The following is a 21319-nucleotide window of genomic DNA, read 5'->3' on the forward strand; positions in this document are numbered from 1 at the left end:
TGAGCGATGGGGCTAATCAGGCAATTATTTGCAGGGAACTGCACCATGAGCGAAACGCATCTGTTCGTGATCGGCATCCTTCTGGCCTGGCTGGCCGGCATCCGGGTCTATCTCACCGTGTTCGGCGTCGGCCTGGCTGGCCTGCTGGGCTGGATCGACTTGCCGCCGGCGCTGCATCCGGCGCAGTCGTGGTGGGTCCTGGGCACTTCCGGCGCGCTGGCAGTGGCCGAATTCTTCGCCGACAAGATTCCGGGCGTGGATTCGGGCTGGGACCTGCTGCAGACGCTGGCGCGCGTGCCAGCCGGCGCCTTCCTGGCCGCGGCAACGCTCTCGCCCGACGGCAACCTGGGTGCGGGCGCTCTGGCGGCCGGTGCCGGCGTGGCGCTGACCAGCCACACGCTCAAGGCCGGCACCCGCGCACTGCTCAACACCTCGCCCGAACCGGCCAGCAATTGGGTCGCCTCGCTGGCCGAAGACACCATCGCCACCACTGCGTTGGCCCTGGCGCTGGCGCACCCATGGCTGGCACTGAGTGTTGCGGTGGGTTCCAGCCTGCTGGCAACGCTGATGGTGTGGTGGGTGTGGCGCCTGCTGTGGCGGGGCATGCGTCGGCTAGTCGCGCCGATGCGCCCGGCCGCCACGCCAACTGCACGCAGCTTCCCGCTACCGTGAATTTCATCGCATAATCACAGCGACTGTAGGGAGTATCGATGGCCGCCCGAGATCCGGTTTCTTCCACCACACGTGACGACACCGCCACGCGTAATCGTCCACTTCGCGCCGAGACCCCGCCGGCGGACCACTGGCGTCGCTGGGCCGACGAGGGTGCGGCGACGGCCGACACCGCTGCGCCGGTGAGCGCGGCGATCATCCCTGCGCGTGCGTCGGCGGCCAACGGCAACGCACGGGTTGCCGCAGCATCGGCGCACACGGCATTACCCGCATCGGCAGCGCAAATTGCACTGCACGAGGGCGAGGACACTGTCGCCGCCGATGCGCCGTACCGCGTCCTCATCGTTGAAGACGACCGCTCGCAGGCCTTGTTCGCGCAGAGCGTGCTGCACGGCGCCGGGATGCATGCGCAGGTCGAAATGACTGCCGCCAGCGTGCCGCAGGCGATCCAGGACTATCACCCGGATCTGATCCTGATGGATCTGCACATGCCCGAGCTGGACGGCATCCGGTTGACCACGCTGATCCGCCAGCAACTCGGTCAGCAGTTGCTGCCGATCGTGTTCCTGACCGGCGACCCGGACCCGGAGCGCCAGTTCGAAGTGCTCGACAGCGGCGCCGACGACTTCCTCACCAAGCCGATCCGCCCCCGCCATCTGATCGCTGCGGTGTCCAACCGCATCCGCCGCGCACGCCAACAGGCGCTGCAGCAAGCCGGCGAACAGGTCAGCGTGCACAGCAATCCGGAAACCGGCCTGCCCACCCGCGGCCACGTGATGGACCTGCTCGCCGACGCGCTGGAGCGCAAGCAGTCCGGCGGCCTATTCTTCATCGAGATCGCCAGCGCGCTCGGCCTGCGCGAGCGTTACGGCTATGCCGCCTACGAGCGCCTGATGACCCAGGCCGGGCACCGCCTGGCCAGCGCCGCCCAGCCCTACCCGCTGGCGCGCTTGAACGACAACAGCTTCCTGCTGCTGGCCGTGGACATGCCCGAAGCCAGCCTGGAACAGCAGGCGCTGGAGATCCGCCAGCGGCTGTCCGCCAACGCCTTCCCGGTGCGCGAAGAAGAATCCGTGCATGTGCGCTGCGCCATCGGCGTCGCACCGCTGGGCCTGGGCTTCGATGACACCGGCAGCGCGCTGGAAGCAGTCGAACGCACCGCGCTGCAGGCACGCCTGCGCAGCGACGGCGTACAGACCTATCTGGCGCCCAGCCAGGCCGAACAACAGGAACAACTGCGGCTGGTCGAAGGCCAGCTGGAACTGGCCTATCAACCGATCGTGGCCGTGGCCGGCGGCGACACCGCGCAGTACCAGGTGCTGCTGCGGCTGCGCCAGGCCGATGGCACCCTGCTGTCGGCAGGCCAGGTCATTCCTGCTGCTGAAGCGGCCGGGCGCATCGCCGATCTTGACCAGCAGGTCATGGATCACGCGCTGGGCCTGCTGCACCTGTACCAGCACGCCAGCCCGCCGCTGCGCCTGTTCGTGTCGCAATCGCCGCGCACGCTGGCGCGCGACGCGTTTGCCGACTGGCTGCTCAAGGCACTGGTCGAACGTGGCGTGGCCGGCCAATCGCTGATCGTGGATCTGCGCCTGGACGATGCATTGATCCATGCCGTCACCGTGCAGCAGTTCTGCGCCAAGTTGATGCCGGCCGGCGTGCAGTTCTGCCTCAGCCAGTTCGAGCCCGGCGACGAAGCCAATGCACTGCTGGCCCAGTTGCCGCTGAGCTTCGTGCGCATGGCCAACCGCTTCGCCGATGCGCACGGCAACACGGCGGTGCGCGACGAACTGCGTGGCGTCATCGACATCGCCCACCAGCGCGGCTTGCTGATCATCGGCCAGCGCATCGAAGATCCGCAGGCAGCTGCAGCGATGTGGATGAGCGGCGTGGATTTCATCCAGGGCAACCTGGTGCAGACCGTCGGCAAGGAACTGGACTTCGACTTCACGAGCGCGGTGCTCTGAGTGAGACAGCGGGCAGCAGGTCTCCGTGCCTGGAGCATCTTGGCAGTGCTGGCGGCGCTGGCGGCTGCACTCGGCGCAGGCTTGCAGTGGTCTGCGCTGCAAGGCCCCTGGCGCGCCGTCAGCGCGGTGTCGGCAGTGCTGGCGGTGGTCTGCGGGCTGTGCGCCGCGCTTGCCGCCCACCGGGCCGCCCAGGCGCAGCATGCGTTGGCACAGCGCCTGGAAGAGGCCGACCTGGCCCGCGAACGCTTGCAACAGGAATTGCGGCGCCACGGCGAACTCGAACAGGAACTGTTGCGCGCCAAGCAGGCAGCCGAGGCCGCCACCCTGGCCAAGGGCGAATTTCTGGCCACCATGAGCCACGAGATCCGCACCCCGCTCAACGGCATCATTCCGATGCTGGAGCTGATCTCCAGCGGCCAGCTCAGCCTTGATCAGCGCGACATGTTGCAGACCGCCACCGGCAGCTCGCTGCAGCTGCTGCGCATCGTCGACGACATCCTCGATTACTCCAAGCTCGAGGCCAACAAGCTCGAACTGGAAATTACCACCTTCAATCTGCGCGAACTGCTCGACGGCGTCATGCAGCTGCTGCAGCGCACCGCCGAAGGCCGCCAGCTGCGCCTGAGCCTGGATATCGAACCGTCGGTGCGGCTGCTGGTGCGCGGCGACCCGATCCGCCTGCGCCAGGTGCTGGGCAATCTGATCGGCAACGCCATCAAGTTCACCGAACGCGGTAGCGTCGATATCCAGCTGCGCCGCCTGGGCGAAACGCGCGCCCAGCATCTGCTGCGCTTCCAGGTGCGCGACACCGGGATCGGCATTGCCCCGGACCAGCAGGCACGCCTGTTCCGCTCCTTCTCACAAGCCGACGCCTCCACCACGCGGCTGTACGGCGGCACCGGCTTGGGTCTGGCGATCTGCAAACGCATCATCGACCTGATGGGCGGCCGCATCGGGGTGGAATCCGAACCCGGGCGCGGCTCCACCTTCTGGTTCGAAATCCCGCTGCTCAAGGTCATCGGCGACCTCCAGCAGGCCACCGGCGCCGACGCCGCGCGCGTGATGGTGATCAGCTCCGATGCGCGCCTGTCACAACGCCTCAAGCGCCTGCTCGACAGCTGGGGCGTGTCGCACGTGCTCATGGAAACCACCCAGGAAGCGCTCGAACGCGTGCGCCGGCACAGCGACAGCGAAGGCTTCCGCTGCGTCATCGCCGACCACGACACGCTGCGCTACAGCGCACGCGCCGTGCACCGCGCGCTTGCCCGCCCGGAAAATACCAACAGCGGGCGGCTGATCTGGCTATACGGCGAAGAACCGATATCGGCCGAACTGCAGGATCACGCCACCCTGGTGCCGCGCCAGAGCCCGGAAGAAACCCTGCGCGCTCTGGTGCTGCCGCCCGAACCCAAGCCCGCCCACGTCACCACGCTGGCGGCGGCAATGATCCCCGAGCCGTTGCCGCCCCCGATGGCCAATGCGCCCGAGGTGCGCATCCTGCTGGTCGAAGACAACCCGGTGAATTTGCTGGTCGCACAGAAGCTGCTGGCCGTGCTTGGCTTCGAGGCCGACACCGCCACCGACGGCGAAGCCGCACTGGCCCGCATGGAATCCACCCGCTACGACATGGTCTTCATGGATTGCCAGATGCCGGTGCTGGACGGCTATGCCGCCACTCGGCGCTGGCGCGCCATGGAAACCGAAAGCGGCGGCCGCCCGGTGCCGATCGTGGCCATGACCGCCAATGCCATGGCCGGCGACCGCGAACGTTGCCTGGCCGCCGGCATGGACGACTATCTGTCCAAGCCGGTCGCACGCGAACAGCTCGACGCCTGCCTGCAACGCTGGCTGCCGCGTCAGGCGCTGCAGCCTGGCCCGAGCAGCGCGGGCCAGGCGCCCCATGATCCGGAAAGCGCCAGCGCCGCTGCGCAGGCGCGCGCATTGCCGATCCTGGACAACGGCGTGATCGACGAGCTCTACGAAGTGGCCGGCGCCGACACCATCACCATCCTGCAGTTGTTCCTGGAAGACGCACCGCTGATCATCGAACAACTGGAAGCGGCCGCCGCCAACCGCGACAGCATGCAGCTGCGGGACCTTGCCCACACCCTCAAGTCCTCCAGCGCCAACGTCGGTGCGCAAGCAGTGTCCAACGCGGCCCGACGCATCGAACTGGCCGCCCGCACCGGCACCATCGAACGCCCCTCGGTCATGGTCGCCCTGGTCATCGCCGAATACGCCCGCGCCCGCCTGGCCTTGCTAGGCCAGGTCGCCCGCCTGCAAGCCGCCGCCAGCACGACACATCCGTAATCGCATCAGTGCTGTCGAAGCAGCAGCAGAAGCCCGGCGCCGTCTCCCGCTTCGAACTGCCTTGGGCATGCCATCCCGACCACGAACGCTACGCGGTCACGGCTATCCTGACAGCTCGCTGAGCGCGCCCGGAGCATCGCCGCATCCAGCGCGGCGCGTGGTCGCTCTGCCGGGCCGCTGGCGCGCCTGCAGGCCGCCGCCAACATGATTGGAGAATCATCGAGAACAGGCGTGATCAAGGATTGGAGAGTCGTCGAGCGCAATCATCATCGGGCAGGCGCCGACAGCTACGTGCCGACCATCTGCCATCTCTTTACCGAGCATCTGTCGTCGTTAACGCGAGGCTCGAATCGCTCTGATGCTCAACGCCCTCTCACAAAAGGACGCTCAAGCCTCTACGGTTCCGGAAGGACACCAGAGAAGGACACCAGAGCCCCTCTCCTGCGGGAGAGGGGTTAGGGCGAGGGTATGGGCGAAGCCACGCACCCTGACCCGGCAACACAATCTGTAGAAGCAAATCATCAGCAAACAATCGCTGAAAACACCGACCAGCAGCAGTACCGCACATCCGTAGATTCAGGGCCAAACAAGACAACCCCGGCCAAATGCGCGTTTAGTCGTCCAGCTTGGTCAGCAGGTAATTCGGCTCGCCGATGCGCGCCACCAGATCCAGCTGGGTTTCCAGCCAATCGATGTGCTCTTCTTCGGACTCCAGAATGTCCACCAGCAACTGGCGGCTCACGTAGTCCTTGACGGTCTCCGCGTATGCCACCGCCTCGCGCAGCACGACAACCGCCTCGCGCTCCAGGGTCAGGTCGCAGCGGAACATCTCGGTCGGGTTCTCGCCGATGCGCAGCTTGCCCAACGCCTGGAAATTGGGCAGCCCTTCAAGAAACAGAATGCGGTCGGACAGCTTGTCCGCATGCTTCATCTCGTCGATGGATTCCTTGTACTCATGCTCGGCCAGTTCTTTCAGGCCCCAGTTCTTCAGCATCTTGGCGTGCAGGAAGTACTGGTTGATCGCAGTGAGTTCGTTGTAGAGCACCTTGTTGAGGTACTCGATGACCTTGGTATCGCCCTTCATGCGATGTCTCCGAGACAGTGAGCCGGCCGCACTCTAGCGCGTTGGCGCGACGCATGAAGGAACGCGAATCGTGATCAGTTGCGGGACGCGCCGCGCGCCAGGAACGTTCCAGACGTCTTTCAGCCGCCAGGCGACACGGGCGCATCGCTGGGAACGGGCCGCAGTCTTGTGCCGGCCATCGACGGGCAACCACTTCGCTGCCACTGGCGCCAGCGATGCAGGGATATCACGGGCAACGCGGCGCGGGCCGACAGATGCCGCTGGCATCAGGGACCGCGTGGGAATCTCGAAACAGCCATCGTCGGGGGTAACCTCGGCCCCGAATATCCCTGCCTCAGGCAGCGCTAGCCAGCCCCAAGAGCGGCAGCGGCAGTGCGCGCGTGGCGTGCGCCTGGTTCAATAGATCGCCCGCCATCTCCAGGCACGAGCCGCAATTGGACCCACAACCGGTGCGCATGGTTAGTTCGGCAAGGCTGGCGCAGCCATTCTCGGCCGCTTCGCGGATCTGGTGGTCGGTGACCCCATTACAGATGCAGACGTACACAGTATCGGTCGGGTGTTGACGATCCGGAAAGGACCGGGACTGATTGCACAGCAAACGAGAATAGGTGTCAATTCCATCCGTTAATCATTATTAATCCGCATCGCGCGAGCCCCGTTTCGCTTGCGTGGCCGCTTGCGTGGGCTGTCGTGCCCAGCCGCACTACTACCCGGCAACCACGCCTCCAGCGCACGTTCGGGCATCGCACCGACTGCCGCCGGGCCGGCCAGGCTTTGCGCAAGCGGCGCCAGATGACGCAGCGCGCGCGCATAGACGCCGCGCTTGAACATCACCACGTGCTCGACCGGATACCAGAAATCCACCCAGCGCCAATGGTCGAACTCCGGGGTGTCGGTATGGTCGAGCTTCAGATGCGATTCGTCGCCGGTGAACTGCAGCAGGAACCAGACCTGCTTCTGCCCAAAACACACCTGCCGCTCGTTGCGGCGCACTGCCCTGCTGGGCAGCCGATAGCGCAGCCAGCCAGGCGTGGCGCCGAGCAATTCCACATGCTCGGGCAACAACCCGGTTTCTTCGCGCAACTCGCGGTACATGGCTTCAACGGGCGTCTCATCGGTATTCATGCCACCCTGCGGGAACTGCCAGCCGTCCCTGCGCACACGTCGTGCCCAGAACACCTGACCGTCCTGCCGCATCAGCACAATGCCGACGTTTGGCCGGAAACCGTCCGGATCGATCACGATGCGGACTCCTGAAAATCTACTGTCACCGACTCTGCCACGGCGACGCCCGGCTCACAAGCTGAAAACCAAATGCTTGACAACCGCACGGCGCATCGTGAGAATTATCGGCTACCTAGGCTATGTAGCTCAGCCGGTTAGAGCACAGCACTCATAATGCTGGGGTCGGTGGTTCGAGTCCACCCATAGCCACCAAGGTATTCACGCCCTCACCGGCATGCAATAATCTTGGACCAACACGTATTATTGCCCCGTCGCCAAGCGGTAAGGCACCTGACTCTGACTCAGGCATTCGGTGGTTCGAATCCATCCGGGGCAGCCAAACACGAAAGGTCCGATCGAAAGATCGGGCCTTTTTTGTTGCCCGGCGGCCGGCGGCGACGGGTCGCGCACCCGCGTTCATGCGCATCGCACTCAGTCCCCAGGGCGATCTTGGCCACGCGCTCGTACAGGGCACAGACCCAAAACGACAAAAGCCCGGCATGGCCGGGCTTTTGAAGCAGGCATCCCGGCGAACCGGGACGCGCCAAACGCGATGGATCAGCGCTTGGAGAACTGGGTGGCGCGACGGGCCTTGTGCAGACCGACCTTCTTGCGCTCGACTTCGCGAGCGTCGCGGGTCATGAAGCCAGCCTTGCGCAGCTCGGACTTCAGGGTTTCGTCGTACTCGACCAACGCACGGGCAATGCCCAGACGGATCGCACCGGCCTGGCCGGTGGTGCCGCCGCCCGAAGCGGTGACCATGATGTCGAAGCTTTCGGTGTTCTTGGTCAGTTCCAGGGGCTGGCGCACGATCATGCGCGCAGTCTCACGACCAAAGAATTCGTCCAGCGGACGGTCGTTGACAGTGATGTTGCCGGTGCCCTTGCGCAGAAACACGCGAGCGGTGGAGGACTTGCGGCGGCCAGTGCCGTAGTTTTGCGTGATAGCCATGAGTTAGATATCCAGAACTTGCGGCTGCTGGGCGGCGTGCGGATGCTCGGCACCCGAATAGACCTTGAGCTTGCGGTACATGGTGCGACCCAATGGGCCCTTCGGCAACATGCCCTTGACGGCGATTTCGATCACGCGCTCCGGGTGGCGCTGCAGCGCCTGCTCCAGGCTCTCGGTCTTCAAGTTACCGATGTAGCCGGTGAAGCGGTGATACTTCTTGTCTTTCAGCTTGTTGCCCGTGACGACGATCTTCTCGGCATTGATCACCACAAGGTAATCGCCGGTATCGACGTGAGGGGTATAAACCGGCTTGTGCTTGCCGCGCAGGCGGCGGGCCAGTTCGGTGGACAGACGGCCGAGCGTCTTGCCGGCGGCGTCAACGAGATACCAGTCGCGCTGGACGGTCTCGGACTTGGCGGTGAACGTAGTCATGAGAAAACTCTTGAGTGGTCGGGCGGATTGCAGCGGCCGATGACCACTGGAACTTTGCCACGCGTTGTGAAGGTGAAACATAAGAGGCCGGATTGTACGGGCCGCCCGGCGGCCGCGCAAGTTGCAGCGACAACTGCGCCATGGCGGTTGGCAGCACGACGGAGCGGGGCCAGAATCGCCGTATGACCCAGATCTCCCCCAGCCGCCTGCATAGTCCGCTCGACCGGCTGCTGGTCGAAGCCCAGCGCGCGCTGGACACCGTCTTCGGCAATCCGCCGGCCGAGCGCCCCAATCCCGCTGCCGACATACCCGATGTCGTCCTGGACCCGGAGCAGCGTCGCCATGCCGCCGGCCTGATGCGCATCAACCATGTTGGCGAGGTATGCGCGCAGGGCCTGTATTTCGGCCAGGCCGCCGTCGCCCGCGACGCGCACACCCAGCACCACCTGCTTGAAGCTGCCCAGGAGGAGACAGACCATCTGGCCTGGTGCGCCGACCGCCTGCACGAGCTGGACAGCCGCCCCAGCCTGTTCAACCCCGTGTGGTACGCCGGCAGCTACGCGCTCGGCGCGCTGGCCGGGCTGCGCGGCGACGACTGGAGCCTGGGATTCGTGGTCGAGACCGAACGCCAGGTGGAAGCCCACCTGGACGAGCACCTGGAAACCCTGCCCCAGGGCGACCAGCGCAGCCGCGCCATCCTGCGCGTGATGAAGATCGACGAGGCCCGCCACGCCGACCAGGCCGAGCAGGCCGGCGCCCGCCCGCTCCCGGCTCCGATCCCCAGTGCGATGGCCCTGGCCTCCAAGCTGATGAAGACGGTGGCCTACCGCCTCTAGCTGGGAATTGGGAATTGGGAATTGGGAATTGGGAATCGGCGACAGGCGACAGGCGACAGGCGACAGAATCTAACCGCACCCCGTACGCCCGACACAGCGAGCAATTGCCTCCCCTGCACGACATCTGGAGCAAAGGCGTGGGGATAGGCAGCCTCCAAGCCGGAGCCCGGTTTGCGCAGCAAACTTTGGGGGCAGGTGCGTGAAGCGGGACCGACTACCCGACCAGCCTCAGCCCGATCACGCCGGCCACGACCAGACCGATGCACGCCAATCGCGACCAAGAGGCGCTATCGCCAAATAGAGCGATACCGGCAATGGTCACGCCCAAGGCGCCAATACCGGTCCAGATGGCATAGCCGGTGCCGACCGGAATGGTCTTCAGCGCCTGCGTCAGAAACCACAGGCTGATGCCGGCAAGGCCGATGGTCAGCACGGTCGGCCACAGGCGAGTGAAGCCGTCGCTGTATTTCAGTCCCATGGCAAAGCCGATCTCGAACAGGCCGGCCAGCAACAGATAGATCCAGGGCATTGCAGTACTCCTCACAGAAAAAACGGACAAAAAAAAAAAAAGCGGCCCAGTGTTTGCACACTGGGCCGCCGTCGGCTGTGGAACGCGAGGTCGTCGCGTGGCGGGCCGTCCCGCCTTGTGGCGTTTGCGCGCTTGCGAACAAGCACGCAACAGGATGCTCCTGCGCTTATTCGCTCAGGTTGCGCCCGTGAAACAGTTCTTCGATTTCGCGCTTGAGCAGCGTTTCGATCTTCATGCGCTCCTTGAACGAGAGGTTCTTGGCGCGCTCTTCGAACAGGTACTGATCCAAATCGAAGTCCTTCAGGTGCATCTTCGTGTGGAAGATATTTTCCTGGTAGACGTTGACGTCGAACATTTCGTAGCGCGACTTCACGTTCTTGGCGAGAAATTGCTGGATCGAGTTGATCTTGTGGTCGATGTAATGCTTCTTGCCCTTCACATCGCGCGTGAAGCCGCGCACGCGGTAATCCATGATCACGATGTCCGATTCCAGACTCTCGATCAGGTAGTTGAGCGCCTTCAACGGCGAAATCACGCCACAGGTCGCGACGTCGATGTCGGCGCGGAACGTGGCGATGCCTTCCTGCGGATGCGTTTCCGGATATGTATGGACAGTGATATGACTCTTATCCATATGAGCAACCACGGCATCGGAGATCAACTCCTTGCCGGCCTGCTTCTTGTCGATCACCGGTTCTTCGGAGATCAGGATCGTCACCGATGCACCCTGCGGATCGTAGTCCTGACGTGCGATATTGAGGATGTTGGCGCCTATGATCTCGGCCACATCGGTCAGGATCTGCGTCAGACGATCCGCGTCGTATTGCTCATCGATATACTCGATGTAGCGCTGACGCTCCTCTTCGGTACGCGCATAACAGACGTCGTAGATGTTGAAGCTCAACGCCTTGGTGAGGTTGTTGAACCCCTGTAGCCTCAGACGAGGCAACGGCTTGACCACGTCGGTCTGTCCTTATGGGAAGCGGGAAATGAGTCAATTATGAGCCAAAGATCCCAGCAACGACATGACTCATGCCGTTAAGCTTCAGGAATCACACGCGGAACTACCATGAGCCCAGGAAATACGACGGTTGTCACTACGACGGTACGTAACGCTACCCCTTCCCTGGCGCTGGACGCGGGCACCATCGAGCGTTTCCTGGCGCACAGCCACCGACGGCGCTATCCGACCCGGACTGATGTGTTCCGGCCAGGAGACCCGGCCGGCACCCTCTACTACGTGATCAGCGGCTCGGTGAGCATCATCGCCGAGGAAGATGACGACCGTGAGTTGGTGCTGGGCTACTTCGGTAGCGGGGAATTTGTCGGTGAGATGGGGTTGTTCATCGAATCCGATACCCGTGAGGTGATCCTGCGCACCCGCACCCAGTGCGAGCTTGCCGAGATCAGCTACGAGCGGCTGCAGCAGCTGTTCCAGACCAGCCTGTCGCCGGATGCGCCGAAGATCCTGTATGCGATCGGTGTTCAGCTTTCAAAACGGCTGCTCGACACTACAAGGAAAGCCAGCCGCCTGGCCTTCCTCGACGTGACCGACCGCATCGTGCGCACGCTGCACGACCTGGCCAAAGAGCCGGAGGCGATGAGCCACCCGCAGGGCACCCAGCTGCGTGTCTCGCGCCAGGAGCTGGCACGCCTGGTGGGGTGTTCGCGCGAAATGGCTGGCCGCGTGCTCAAGAAGCTGCAGGCCGACGGCCTGCTGCACGCACGCGGCAAGACCGTCGTGCTGTACGGCACCCGCTGACGGCGCTGTGCAGCCAGTGCCTTGTGCACTGGCTGCATGCCGGGTTCGGCACCAAGTGATTCGATTGCGAGGTGCCGACAACGGCACTTTTAGCTCCCTGCAGCGACACTTCTGCGCGATACCTCTTATAAGAGAGTCTTCGGGCTGTCGAACCGCACGCTCTGCATCGCGACTGCGTCACGATCCTGAAAATTGGTTGCGCTACAGATCGCATCGGTTTGCCCGTGCAAATCGATGCCCAGATTCGAAATCGCAAGCTGGACTGCGCAACCGCTTCGCTCAGCACGAAACGATCCAGCTGCCTGGATGTTGCGCTTGCCTACAGCGCCTTGCCGCCACGGTCGCGGCAACCCCAGTTGAGGATGGGCGTGCCTGTCGGCAGTACCTGGCGGAACAGCGCTTCGCGATTGGCCTTGGGATTGACCACCACCGGCGCACGCGCGGCCTTCAAGAGCGGCAGATCTGCGGTGCTGTCCGAGTAGGCGATGGCGATATCGGCGTAGCCGCGTTCGCGCAACATGCGCATCTTTTCTTCGTTATGGCAGTGACGCCGCGCGGTGACCGCGCCCAGGCGCGGGCCGACCAGGCTGCCGATCACCGGCACGTCCTGATGGGCCACAAAACCGAGAATGGCGCGCGCCAACTCCGGCGGTGCGCCGGTGGCGACCACCACACGGTCGCCGGCAGCTCGGTGTTGGGTGAAGACCTTCAAGGCATGCGGGAGCAGGAGCTGGCGGATCTGCGCTTCATGCTTGAGCACGTATGCGTCGATGAAACGGTTGAACTCGCGCGCGCGGTGCAGGCCGAACGTGGCGATCCACACATAGCCGGATACGCCGCGCCGCCGGGTTGGCAGCATCGCCACCATCGGGCCAAGAATTGGCGAGGCCAACAGCGCAACCAGCAAGCGCAACGGGTTGCGCTTGATCAGCCAGGCAAACAGATGACTGCCGGAATCGCCGTCGTACAAGGTGTGATCGAAGTCGAACACCACCAGCGGTGCGTCTTCGCGCGGTACGGGATACGACTCAGTCATGCGCGAAGAATAGCTGACGCAGCGACTCGCCGGGTTCGGCCGCGCGCATGAAGGTCTCGCCGACCAGAAACGCGTTCACATCGTGACTGCGCATCAGTTGCACATCAGCCTGGGTGACGATGCCGCTCTCGGTGACCAGCACGCGATCGCGCGGCACCGCGGCACGCATGTCCAACGTGGTCTGCAGCGTCACTTCGAAGGTGCGCAGGTTGCGGTTGTTGATGCCGATCAGTGGCACCGGCACCTGCACCGCACGCTCGAGCTCGTCGATATCGTGCACTTCCACCAGCACGTCCAGGCCCAGTTGCATGGACAGGCCCGATAGATCGGCCAGTCGGGCGTCTTCCAACGCGGAGACGATCAACAGGATGCAGTCGGCGCCGAGCACGCGGGCTTCGTAGACCTGATACGGGTCGACGGTGAAATCCTTGCGCAGCACCGGCAGCGTGCAGGCGTCGCGCGCCTGGCGCAGATAGGCATCGGATCCCTGGAAGAAATCCACATCGGTAAGCACCGACAGGCACGTCGCGCCGCCGAATTCATAGCTGACCGCGATATCGGCGGGATGGAAGTCGGGCCGGATGACACCCTTGGACGGGCTGGCCTTCTTCACTTCGGCAATCACGGCCGGGTCGCCGGCGGCGATGCTGGCCTGCATGGCAGCTGCAAATCCGCGCGTGAGCGGCAGGTCGGCGCTGCGCGCAATCAACTCGGCCAGCGGTACGCGCGCGCTACGCTCGGCGACTTCGTCGGCCTTGCGGGCAAGAATGGTGTTGAGGATGTCGCTCATCGTATCGGGTCCTGGCGGGCGGGCATTATCGGTGAAGACGGCCGCACCGGAGTGCGGCTGCGCGCCAGCATGCCAGCGCGCCTGTGAGGATGCCGGCGAGTGATGGCCGCTGCATGGCAGTTGCCGGCATGGCTCAGGGCTGCACGGCGAACTGCCGGGTGTAGGCGACATAGGCGTCCACCCGCGCGCGCGCCGAGCCGTCGGCGATGACCGCGCGTGCGCGCAGCACGCCGTCGGCAATACTGTGGGCCACGCCGGCCACGTACAACGCAGCACCGGCGTTGAGCGCCACGATATCCAGCGCGGGGCCAGGCACGTTGTCCAAGACCTGCAGCAGCATCGCGTGCGATTGCGCAGCATCGGCCACCTTGAGGTTACGGCTGGCCGACATGGCAATGCCGAAATCTTCCGGGTGCACTTCGTATTCGCGCACCTGGCCATCGCGCAATTCGCCAACCAGCGTGCCAGCGCCGAGCGAGAGCTCGTCCATGCCGTCGCGCCCCCACACCACCAACGCGCGTTCGGCGCCGAGCTCGTGCAAGACGCGCGCCTGGATGCCGACAAGGTCGGGGTGGAACACACCCATCAGGATGTTCGGCGAGCCGGCCGGATTGGTCAGTGGTCCGAGGATGTTGAAGATGGTGCGTACCCCCATTTCGCGCCGCACCGGCGCCACCACCTTCATGGCCGGGTGATGCACTGGCGCATACATGAAGCCGATGCCGGTCTGCGCCAACGCGCTGGCAACCTGCTCGGGCTGCAGCTCGATCACCGCACCCAATGCTTCCAGCGCGTCGGCACTGCCGGATTTGGATGAGACGCTGCGATTGCCATGCTTGGCCACCTTGGCACCGCCGGCTGCGGCGACGAACATGGCGCAGGTGGAGATGTTGAAGGTGTGCGAACCGTCGCCGCCGGTACCGACGATGTCGACCATGTGCTGGCGATCGGCCACGTCCACGCGGCGCGAGAACTCGCGCATCACCGTGGCGGCGCCGGCGATTTCGCCAATGGTTTCCTTCTTGACCCGCAGCCCGGTGAGGATGGCCGCAACCATCATGTCGGAGACCTCGCCGCGCATGATCTGCCGCATCAGCTCGACCATTTCGTCGTGGAAGATTTCCCGGTGTTCGATGGTGCGTTGCAGGGCTTCTTGCGGAGTGAGGGGCATGGAAACAACCGTGGCAGAACGTGGTGGATAAGACGCAGGCGGCTTGCAGCGCGCGCGATCAGTGCAGCAAGGCGCAAGCGCCAAGCGGCGCGGCTGCCGTTGCAGCTGCGACGATCATTGGCCCGGACGCGTCATGCGAAAACGCGCCTGCGGCTGCACTTCGTAGTAATCGGCCGGCCCGCCCGCGCGCAGAATCGTCTGCACCGCGCCCGGGTCGTAGATACCCTCGTGCAGCGCCGACTTGGCCAGGTGCACGCCGACTACTTCGCCCAGCACCAACCAGGTCTCGATGGCGTGACCGGCGGCGGTTTGCAGTGGCAACAGCTGGCTGAGCCGGCATTCGAAACTGACCGGACTCGCGGCGACCCGTGGTGCAGCAATCAGGCGCGATGGCGCCACCTGCAGGCCGGCCAGATCGAATTCATCGACCTCCGCAGGCACCATCGCCGCGCTGGCGTTCATTGCTTCTGCCAGCGGCCGGGTGGCGAGATTCCAGGTGAATTCGCCGGTGGCTTCGATATTGCGCAGGCTGTCCTTGCGACCGATGCTGGCAAAGCCGACGATCGGCGGAACGTAGTTGAACGCATTGAAAAAGCTGTACGGCGCCAGATTCGCAATGCCCTCGGCGCTGCGCGAACCAATCCAGCCGATGGGACGCGGGCCGACGATGGCATTGAACGGATCGTGCGGCAGCCCGTGACCCTGGGTCGGCTCGTAAAAATGGATGCTGTCGTCGGGTGTGCTCATCGTGATCCGGATACAGTGGAAGGCGGCGCTGCTGCGGCGTCGTGTTGCGCTGTGGAGTGCGCATGTTTGGTGGCACCGCCGAAGCGCCGATGACACATCGCAATCAACGCTGCAGAAAGTTTTTCAGCAAGGCATGTCCGTGCTGGGTCAGGATGGATTCGGGATGGAACTGCACGCCTTCGACCGGAAACTGGCGATGGCGCAGGCCCATGATCTCTTCCATCGAACCATCCGGATTTTCGGTCCAGGCGGTGACCTCCAGTGCGTCCGGCAAGGTGGTCTTGTCCACCACCAGCGAGTGATAGCGCGTGGCCTCGTAGCTGTCCGGCAGGCCGACAAACACGCCCTTGCCTTCATGGCGAATCGGCGAGGTCTTGCCGTGCATGATGTTGCCGGCGCGGATCACATCGCCGCCATACACCTGGCCGATGCTCTGATGGCCCAGACATACACCCAGGATCGGCGTGGTCTGACCCAGCTGTTCGATCAGCTGCAGCGAGATGCCGGCCTCGTTAGGCGTGCAGGGGCCGGGCGAGATCACGATGCGCTCGGGCTTGAGCGCGGCGATCTGATCGACGCACATCGCATCGTTGCGCACCACCATGACCTCGGCGCCCAGCGCCTGCAGGTAATGCACCAGGTTGTAGGTAAAGCTGTCGTAGTTGTCTAACATCAAGAGCACGTCTCTTCACCCCGCTGATTTCAAAAGATATTTCAGAATTTCTCCGGCACTGACACAGCCTCGACTTTGCCTTGGCAACCGTCAAGCGACCTTGAACCGACATTATCCGATGAACTCGGACGCTTCGGCAGGTTGGCAATTTCACGGCAGGGGCTTCAGTCCCAACTCGACAAGAAAGGCATTGTGGCGCTTCTTTGCCTCTTTGAGTTTCGATTCAATCGCCGTCAAATCCGCGTGCACGGCCCCAAGAACGATCTCCTTGTCGGCTTCTGCTGTGCTGACATAACGCGAAATATTGAGGTTGTAGTCGTTGTCGGCGATCTCTTTCATCGACACACGCCGGGAATAGCGTTCCTGCTCGCTCCGGTCTTGGTAGGTGCCGACGATCCGCTGAATATGTTCACCGGTCAGTTGATTCTGGCGCTTGCCCTTGGCGAAATGACCGGCCGCGTTGATGAACAGCACATCATCAGGTTTCTTGCATTTCTTCAGCACCAGAATGCACACCGGAATTCCGGTGGAGTAGAACAGGTTGGCCGGCAGGCCAATCACCGTATCGATGTGGCCGTCGTCCAGTAGCTTGCGGCGGATGTCGGCCTCCTTGCCACCGCGGAATAACACACCGTGCGGCAGGATGATCGCCATCACGCCGTCGTCCTTCAGATACTGCAAGCCATGAAGCAGGAAGGCGAAATCTGCTGCGCTCTTTGGAGCCACGCCGTAGTTCTTGAAGCGCGCGTCTTGCGCCATCGCCTCACCCGGCTCCCATCGATAGCTGAAAGGCGGATTGGCGACCACGGCGTCGAAACGGGGCTTTTTTGCCGGATTGGTTTCGCGCAGCCAGTCCCAGTCGTTCTTCAGCGTGTCACCGTGATAGATCTCGAACTCGGTGTCCTTGACCCCGTGCAACAGCATGTTCATCCGCGCGAGGTTGTAGGTAGTGACATTGTATTCCTGCCCGTAGATCTTGCCGATGCCGCCGCCACTTTTCGTCATACGATTTCGGATGTTGAGCAGCAGCGAACCGGAGCCACAGGCGAAATCGAACACGCTCTCCAGTTTGTCGCGCGGGCCGGTTTTAGGCTCCTGGCTGTCGAGGGTAACGATGGCGGACAGGATGTTGGAGATCTCTTGCGGTGTATAGAACTCGCCGGCCTTCTTGCCGGAGCCGGCGGCGAACTGACCGATCAGGTACTCGTAAGCATCGCCCAACGTGTCGCTGTCGGTGGAGAACAACGACATGCCACGGGCGATCTCGCTGATCACCGAACATAGTTTGGTGTTGCGATCGGCGTATTTCCTACCCAGCTTGTCCGAGGCCAGATTAATTTCCGAGAAAAGCCCCTGGAACTGGCTTTCGAACGACTCCTCCTCAATGTACTTGAAGCCCTTCTGCAGTGTATTTAGCAGGTCATCGCTCTGTTCCTTCGCCAACTGAACGATGTTGCCCCATAGATACTGCGGCTCGATGACGTAATGCACCTTTCGGCGCATCTGCTGTTCGAACTCAGCGATATCGTTTTCGTTCTCCTCGTACCACAACTGCAGTGGCGTGATGATCTCGCCATCGGTAATCTTCGGGAAATCAGAGCCAAGCTCCTTCTTTGCCGCCGCCTCGTAGTTATCGGACAGGTAGCGCAGGAACAGGAAGGACAACATGTAGTCTCGGAAGTCGTCGGCATTCATGCTGCCGCGCAACTGGTCGGCAATCGCCCACAAGGTTTTACCAAGTTCTTTTTGGTCGTCTTTGGTCATGGTTTCAAGCGTCGTTTGATCTTATTTTCGATGGCGGCAAGTTCGCTAGCGTCAGCAACATCAGCGGCCTGCGCTTCCTGCTGCTTGCGCTGTTCGTCGAAGGCGAAATAGCGCGCGTTGGTTTCCGTCTCCATCCGAGCGTGGCTGACGGAACCGGCATTTTCCAGCAACGGGAAGTCGTTGGAACTAATGATCTGTCCTACGTTTTCTCTCCAGAAGCGCATGGGGATCTCCTGGCGATTCTTGGCACGCAGCTCTGCAGTTTCCAGAAAGATCGTCACCAGACGATTGAGGGTGTCGATCTCATCGATGCTCAGGTAGTTCTTGGCAATCAGGATGTCCTGCTTGCGCACGCGCCCACCGCTCCACGCACGCAGCCCGAAATGCGGGTCGTCGGGATTGGCACGGGCCATGATGAGCTCGGCAGCGGTCTGCCCGGTCACTGCATAGAGCAATTGGTTTTGCACGGTGACGAAGAAGACCTGCGTGGCGCGGTCGGTCTTGTCATAGTCCACGCTCAGGGCAAACAGTTCGCGCACTTTTTGATAGAAGCGCTTTTCCGAGGCACGGATGTCGCGGATGCGGGCCAGCATCTCGTCGAAGTGATCCGGACGGCCATCCGGATTCTTCAGGCGCTCATCGTCCATGACGAAGCCCTTGAGCAGGTATTCCTTGAGCGCGGTGCTGGCCCAACGGCGGAACTGTACCCCGCGCTTTGATCGCACACGGTAGCCGACGGCCAGGATGGCGTCGAGGTTGTAGAGGGTCACCGGCCGGCGCACCTCGCGCGCCCCCTCCCGCTGAACTACCGAGGATTCCTCGGTAGTTCGTTCAGGCTCCAACTCTTTGTCTGCAAAGATATTTTTCAGGTGCAGGCTGATGGTGTCTGTGGTGACGTCGAACAGCTCCGCCATCTGCGCCTGTGTCAGCCAGACCGTCTGGCCTTCGGCGCGCAGCTGGATGCGGCTCTTGCCGTCTTCGCTGGTGTAGAGGATCAGTTGGCTCATGACTCACCTGCCCTCTGCTCCATGGGCGGGAACAGTGCAGGATTGAACGGATGGGCAGTGACGAACCGACGAAAAACGGTGCGAAAGTGCGCCTTGTTCTCTTCCATCATCTCCCGCGGCTCATAAATCGAATAATCGCCGTGACTCATAAGATCGATTATCCGGGTAAACAACGTTCGATCGGGGTCCACGTCGGCGACCTTGATGCAGGTTTTCCAGTCCTCTAGTCCCAAAAAGTTGGCGGTCTGTTCCATCACGCGACGCAGCATGTTGAAATGATGGGTGTAGAGCTCTCCGGATGCCTGCACCTCATGCAACTCAACCAATTTCGAAAGATGGTGAAGGAAGGGCTTGGACGTGGTATCCAGCAAGGTATAGCTACCGGGCACCAGCCCATTTTTTAAGAAGTGCCGAAATGCCTTGTTCTTGAGTTCGTTGCACAACACGTTGAAGAACAATACGTGATGTGTGGAGACGACGACACGCGGGCCATTTTCCACACTCGTCAAAAGCTGTGCGAGGTGGTTGGCAACGGAGATGGCGTTCTGTTCGTCGAGCGATGAAATCGGATCGTCGATGTATACGTACTTCGCCCAACGGTAAGCCTCTATTTCGGGATCCATCGCCAGCTCGACGATCGCCAGAAAGAAGCACCAGATAAAGATGTTTTCCTCACCGCGAGACGCCTTGATCGGCCGAGGATCGCCATTCTCCTCGCGCTCGCGAAAGAACGTCACGGCAGGAGGAAGCGGCGTGCCAGGTTCACCGGGAGACTCCGCTGGTTGGCGACGTTCGTAATCGATGTAGAAATTGAGATCGGTATAGCGCGCCAGCAGCCGCCCGATCTTCACTTCCATTTCCAGCTCGCGTAAACCGGCGAAGAATCTCGAATCCGCATTGAGTTCCAGAACGCGCTTTCTCTCAAATGCCAGATCGTTGTCCCAGGTGAACAGATCTTCGGTATAGGCATTGAAATAAAGGGTATCGCGCTGTGTGGTCTGCCCGTCAGCGTCAACCACACGCCCCAGATTCCGGAAGGCACCAGACAGTCGTGTCTTTCCGACGCCGTTGTAGGCGTAGAGCAGTACGAACTTCTTGCGTTCCAGTTCGTCGCGAAGATGGCGTGCCAGGGACGGAAGATCGGGAAGCGCCACATCGGCCATCTCAGCCCGCCCTCTGCGCAGGAAACGTTGCTGAATCAGGCCCTGCTTGTGGGTCTTGAGGGCGGTTAGCTGAGCGGATTCGGCAATGATCTGGGTGTCTAGGGAGGTGAGGCAATCGGCAACGCGCTTTTGCTCAGCCACCGCCCTTGGAACGCGGGTCTCAAACGTATGAACATCATTTCGGTTGAGTGTAGGAACGCCCGAACCTGACGCGAATCGTTCAAGCCCAATCGCTGCATAAAGGAAGTAGACAAACTTTGGCTCATGACCTTTAAAATTTGTGACCCATAGCGATGTGTTATGCGGCCAATAATCACCACTGTCAATATAATGCAAGTTACCAATCGTACCAGAACGACCGGTAACCAATCCCGGTCCCCGAGCCATTCCTACTTTATGGTAACCGCGAACTCCATTTGAATAAACGGCCGGAACAGTGCCGTACTTGAGTTCGCCCGAAGGCAGATCAAAGCCCCTTTGTAAAGGCGCCACCGCGTCGAGACGCTTAGACTCCCACTCCGGCGCGTCGTAAAATTCGGGGAAGCGGAGGCGAGGGCGGGTTTCACCTTCACGGGGGAAGAGCTGTTGCATCAGGCCGCGCTTGTGGTTCTTCAGCGCTTCCACTTTCCGCTCCTGCATAGCGATCAACTCGTCCAGCGACGTCAGGCAGTCGGCAACCTTCTTTTGCTCGGCGAGCGAAGGCAGTGTTACCTGGAGGCGAGCGAGATCCTTGTAGTAGATGCGTACCCGAACACTGCCGTCGCCGCCATCGGTTACGAACTTCTCCCATTCGCCTGATTGCCTGAAATGATCCAGATACGCGGGGGCGATCTCCAAACCAAGGCCTGTCGAACATTGGAAAACAACGTAGTCGGGGCTAACGAGAATGTCGCTGTCACCTTGCCATCGCGCGATCGAGCCGATATTGAGCCGCATGGGATTGTAGGCAAAACAGTCCTTCTGAACGACCTTGTATCGTGCGATATCCGACGCGATAAGCCGTTCCTTCATCGGGACGATGCCTTCCGCCTTCGCTACTCCCATCACCGATTTCGTCGAAAGCCCATCGACATTGCGAGTGATGCTCTCAGACGTCACATCCTTGAGTTGAGCTTCGCGGAACGGCTTCCCAACGAACTCCGGAAACCGCAATTTGGGCACCGCCGTCGTCACTCCTTGCTTTGCCATGTTCATTCCTCAT

Annotated in this window: 20 protein-coding genes and 2 tRNA genes; 7 read left to right on the forward strand and 15 right to left on the reverse strand. The window is 62.2% G+C overall.

Annotated elements, in window-relative coordinates; translation table 11 throughout:
- The first annotated feature begins 45 nt into the window (after nt 1-45).
- From XAXN_RS12485 to XAXN_RS12495, 3 genes are read left to right on the forward strand one after another with little or no spacing between them, the layout of a single operon-like run.
- Nucleotides 46-672 carry a DUF4126 domain-containing protein gene (locus tag XAXN_RS12485; protein ID WP_054319771.1) on the forward strand — a complete coding sequence of 209 codons (627 nt, stop codon included), beginning with the start codon at nt 46-48 and terminating at the stop codon, nt 670-672.
- A 38-nt stretch (nt 673-710) separates the two neighbouring features.
- Nucleotides 711-2639, forward strand: a complete 1929-nt coding sequence (locus tag XAXN_RS12490; RefSeq protein WP_054319772.1) for an EAL domain-containing protein — start codon at nt 711-713, stop codon at nt 2637-2639.
- Between the two features lie 39 nt (nt 2640-2678).
- Nucleotides 2679-4949 (forward strand): ATP-binding protein, encoded by a 2271-nt coding sequence (locus tag XAXN_RS12495; RefSeq protein WP_054319773.1) that lies wholly within the window; start codon nt 2679-2681, stop codon nt 4947-4949.
- Nucleotides 4950-5562: 613 nt separating this feature from the next.
- Here the strand turns inward: XAXN_RS12495 and bfr are convergent.
- From bfr to XAXN_RS12510, 3 genes are all read right to left on the reverse strand, one after another.
- A complete protein-coding gene (bfr, locus tag XAXN_RS12500; RefSeq protein WP_003483093.1) occupies nt 5563-6033 on the reverse strand; it encodes a bacterioferritin in 471 nt (156 codons plus the stop codon).
- 334 nt (nt 6034-6367) lie between these two features.
- Nucleotides 6368-6577, reverse strand: a complete 210-nt coding sequence (locus XAXN_RS12505; RefSeq protein WP_008575600.1) for a (2Fe-2S)-binding protein — start codon at nt 6575-6577, stop codon at nt 6368-6370.
- Between the two features lie 80 nt (nt 6578-6657).
- Nucleotides 6658-7275 (reverse strand): RNA pyrophosphohydrolase, encoded by a 618-nt coding sequence (locus tag XAXN_RS12510; RefSeq protein WP_054319774.1) that lies wholly within the window; start codon nt 7273-7275, stop codon nt 6658-6660.
- Between the two features lie 118 nt (nt 7276-7393).
- On the opposite strand from XAXN_RS12510, the gene XAXN_RS12515 reads away from it, so the two are divergent.
- Nucleotides 7394-7470: transfer RNA gene (locus tag XAXN_RS12515), tRNA-Met, on the forward strand.
- 52 nt (nt 7471-7522) lie between these two features.
- A tRNA-Gln gene (locus XAXN_RS12520) sits at nt 7523-7597 on the forward strand.
- A 218-nt stretch (nt 7598-7815) separates the two neighbouring features.
- Here the strand turns inward: XAXN_RS12520 and rpsI are convergent.
- Nucleotides 7816-8208, reverse strand: a complete 393-nt coding sequence (rpsI, locus tag XAXN_RS12525; RefSeq protein ID WP_003483085.1) for a 30S ribosomal protein S9 — start codon at nt 8206-8208, stop codon at nt 7816-7818.
- A gap of 3 nt (nt 8209-8211) precedes the next feature.
- A complete protein-coding gene (rplM, locus tag XAXN_RS12530; protein ID WP_003483082.1) occupies nt 8212-8640 on the reverse strand; it encodes a 50S ribosomal protein L13 in 429 nt (142 codons plus the stop codon).
- Between the two features lie 182 nt (nt 8641-8822).
- Here rplM and coq7 point away from each other — a divergent pair, with 182 nt between their 5' ends.
- Nucleotides 8823-9476: a 2-polyprenyl-3-methyl-6-methoxy-1,4-benzoquinone monooxygenase gene (gene coq7 / locus XAXN_RS12535; protein WP_054319775.1), complete on the forward strand. Its 654-nt coding sequence runs from the start codon at nt 8823-8825 to the stop codon at nt 9474-9476.
- 214 nt (nt 9477-9690) lie between these two features.
- Here the strand turns inward: coq7 and XAXN_RS12540 are convergent, their stop codons facing one another.
- Entirely contained in the window at nt 9691-10005 is a 315-nt protein-coding gene (locus tag XAXN_RS12540) for a DMT family transporter (RefSeq protein WP_054319776.1), read from the reverse strand.
- 166 nt (nt 10006-10171) lie between these two features.
- Nucleotides 10172-10966 carry an adenosylmethionine decarboxylase gene (gene speD / locus XAXN_RS12545; RefSeq protein WP_007967854.1) on the reverse strand — a complete coding sequence of 265 codons (795 nt, stop codon included), beginning with the start codon at nt 10964-10966 and terminating at the stop codon, nt 10172-10174.
- 108 nt (nt 10967-11074) lie between these two features.
- On the opposite strand from speD, the gene crp reads away from it, so the two are divergent.
- On the forward strand, nt 11075-11767 hold the full coding sequence (crp, locus tag XAXN_RS12550) for a cAMP-activated global transcriptional regulator CRP (protein ID WP_005914205.1): 693 nt from the start codon (nt 11075-11077) through the stop codon (nt 11765-11767).
- A 319-nt stretch (nt 11768-12086) separates the two neighbouring features.
- Here the strand turns inward: crp and XAXN_RS12555 are convergent, their stop codons facing one another.
- The 8 genes from XAXN_RS12555 to XAXN_RS21450 all read right to left on the reverse strand — a co-directional run bounded on the left by XAXN_RS12555 (nt 12087) and on the right by XAXN_RS21450 (nt 21312).
- Complete coding sequence (locus XAXN_RS12555; RefSeq protein WP_054319777.1) at nt 12087-12803, reverse strand: haloacid dehalogenase-like hydrolase; 717 nt, start codon at nt 12801-12803, stop codon at nt 12087-12089.
- Nucleotides 12796-13593, reverse strand: coding sequence for an indole-3-glycerol phosphate synthase TrpC (gene trpC, locus XAXN_RS12560; protein ID WP_054319778.1), 798 nt, complete (start codon nt 13591-13593; stop codon nt 12796-12798). The genes XAXN_RS12555 and trpC overlap by 8 nt, the downstream gene beginning before the upstream one ends.
- 133 nt (nt 13594-13726) lie before the next feature.
- Entirely contained in the window at nt 13727-14764 is a 1038-nt protein-coding gene (gene trpD / locus XAXN_RS12565) for an anthranilate phosphoribosyltransferase (protein ID WP_054319779.1), read from the reverse strand.
- 114 nt (nt 14765-14878) lie between these two features.
- On the reverse strand, nt 14879-15511 hold the full coding sequence (locus XAXN_RS12570; RefSeq protein ID WP_042821159.1) for a flavin reductase family protein: 633 nt from the start codon (nt 15509-15511) through the stop codon (nt 14879-14881).
- A gap of 103 nt (nt 15512-15614) precedes the next feature.
- On the reverse strand, nt 15615-16193 hold the full coding sequence (locus XAXN_RS12575) for an anthranilate synthase component II (protein WP_054319780.1): 579 nt from the start codon (nt 16191-16193) through the stop codon (nt 15615-15617).
- Nucleotides 16194-16334: 141 nt separating this feature from the next.
- Nucleotides 16335-17948, reverse strand: coding sequence for a type I restriction-modification system subunit M (locus tag XAXN_RS12580; protein ID WP_054319781.1), 1614 nt, complete (start codon nt 17946-17948; stop codon nt 16335-16337).
- Nucleotides 17945-18955 carry a virulence RhuM family protein gene (locus XAXN_RS12585; protein WP_054319782.1) on the reverse strand — a complete coding sequence of 337 codons (1011 nt, stop codon included), beginning with the start codon at nt 18953-18955 and terminating at the stop codon, nt 17945-17947. Before XAXN_RS12585 ends, XAXN_RS12580 begins: the two co-directional genes overlap by 4 nt.
- Nucleotides 18952-21312 (reverse strand): AAA family ATPase, encoded by a 2361-nt coding sequence (locus tag XAXN_RS21450; protein ID WP_134980197.1) that lies wholly within the window; start codon nt 21310-21312, stop codon nt 18952-18954. The genes XAXN_RS12585 and XAXN_RS21450 overlap by 4 nt, the downstream gene beginning before the upstream one ends.
- Between the last annotated feature and the right edge of the window lie 7 nt (nt 21313-21319).

Source organism: Xanthomonas axonopodis (genome assembly GCF_001304695.1).
GTDB classification, from domain to species: Bacteria; Pseudomonadota; Gammaproteobacteria; order Xanthomonadales; family Xanthomonadaceae; genus Xanthomonas; species Xanthomonas axonopodis.

Coding starts and splice junctions, on each gene's coding strand:
- XAXN_RS12485 (WP_054319771.1), top strand. CDS start 46: ATGAGCGAAACGCATCTGTTCGTGATCGGCATCCTTCTGGCCTGGCTG.
- XAXN_RS12490 (WP_054319772.1), top strand. CDS start 711: ATGGCCGCCCGAGATCCGGTTTCTTCCACCACACGTGACGACACCGCC.
- bfr (WP_003483093.1), bottom strand. CDS start 6,033: ATGAAGGGCGATACCAAGGTCATCGAGTACCTCAACAAGGTGCTCTAC.
- rpsI (WP_003483085.1), bottom strand. CDS start 8,208: ATGGCTATCACGCAAAACTACGGCACTGGCCGCCGCAAGTCCTCCACC.
- rplM (WP_003483082.1), bottom strand. CDS start 8,640: ATGACTACGTTCACCGCCAAGTCCGAGACCGTCCAGCGCGACTGGTAT.
- coq7 (WP_054319775.1), top strand. CDS start 8,823: ATGACCCAGATCTCCCCCAGCCGCCTGCATAGTCCGCTCGACCGGCTG.
- XAXN_RS12540 (WP_054319776.1), bottom strand. CDS start 10,005: ATGCCCTGGATCTATCTGTTGCTGGCCGGCCTGTTCGAGATCGGCTTT.
- crp (WP_005914205.1), top strand. CDS start 11,075: ATGAGCCCAGGAAATACGACGGTTGTCACTACGACGGTACGTAACGCT.
- XAXN_RS12555 (WP_054319777.1), bottom strand. CDS start 12,803: ATGACTGAGTCGTATCCCGTACCGCGCGAAGACGCACCGCTGGTGGTG.
- trpC (WP_054319778.1), bottom strand. CDS start 13,593: ATGAGCGACATCCTCAACACCATTCTTGCCCGCAAGGCCGACGAAGTC.
- trpD (WP_054319779.1), bottom strand. CDS start 14,764: ATGCCCCTCACTCCGCAAGAAGCCCTGCAACGCACCATCGAACACCGG.
- XAXN_RS12570 (WP_042821159.1), bottom strand. CDS start 15,511: ATGAGCACACCCGACGACAGCATCCATTTTTACGAGCCGACCCAGGGT.
- XAXN_RS12580 (WP_054319781.1), bottom strand. CDS start 17,948: ATGACCAAAGACGACCAAAAAGAACTTGGTAAAACCTTGTGGGCGATT.
- XAXN_RS12585 (WP_054319782.1), bottom strand. CDS start 18,955: ATGAGCCAACTGATCCTCTACACCAGCGAAGACGGCAAGAGCCGCATC.
- XAXN_RS21450 (WP_134980197.1), bottom strand. CDS start 21,312: ATGAACATGGCAAAGCAAGGAGTGACGACGGCGGTGCCCAAATTGCGG.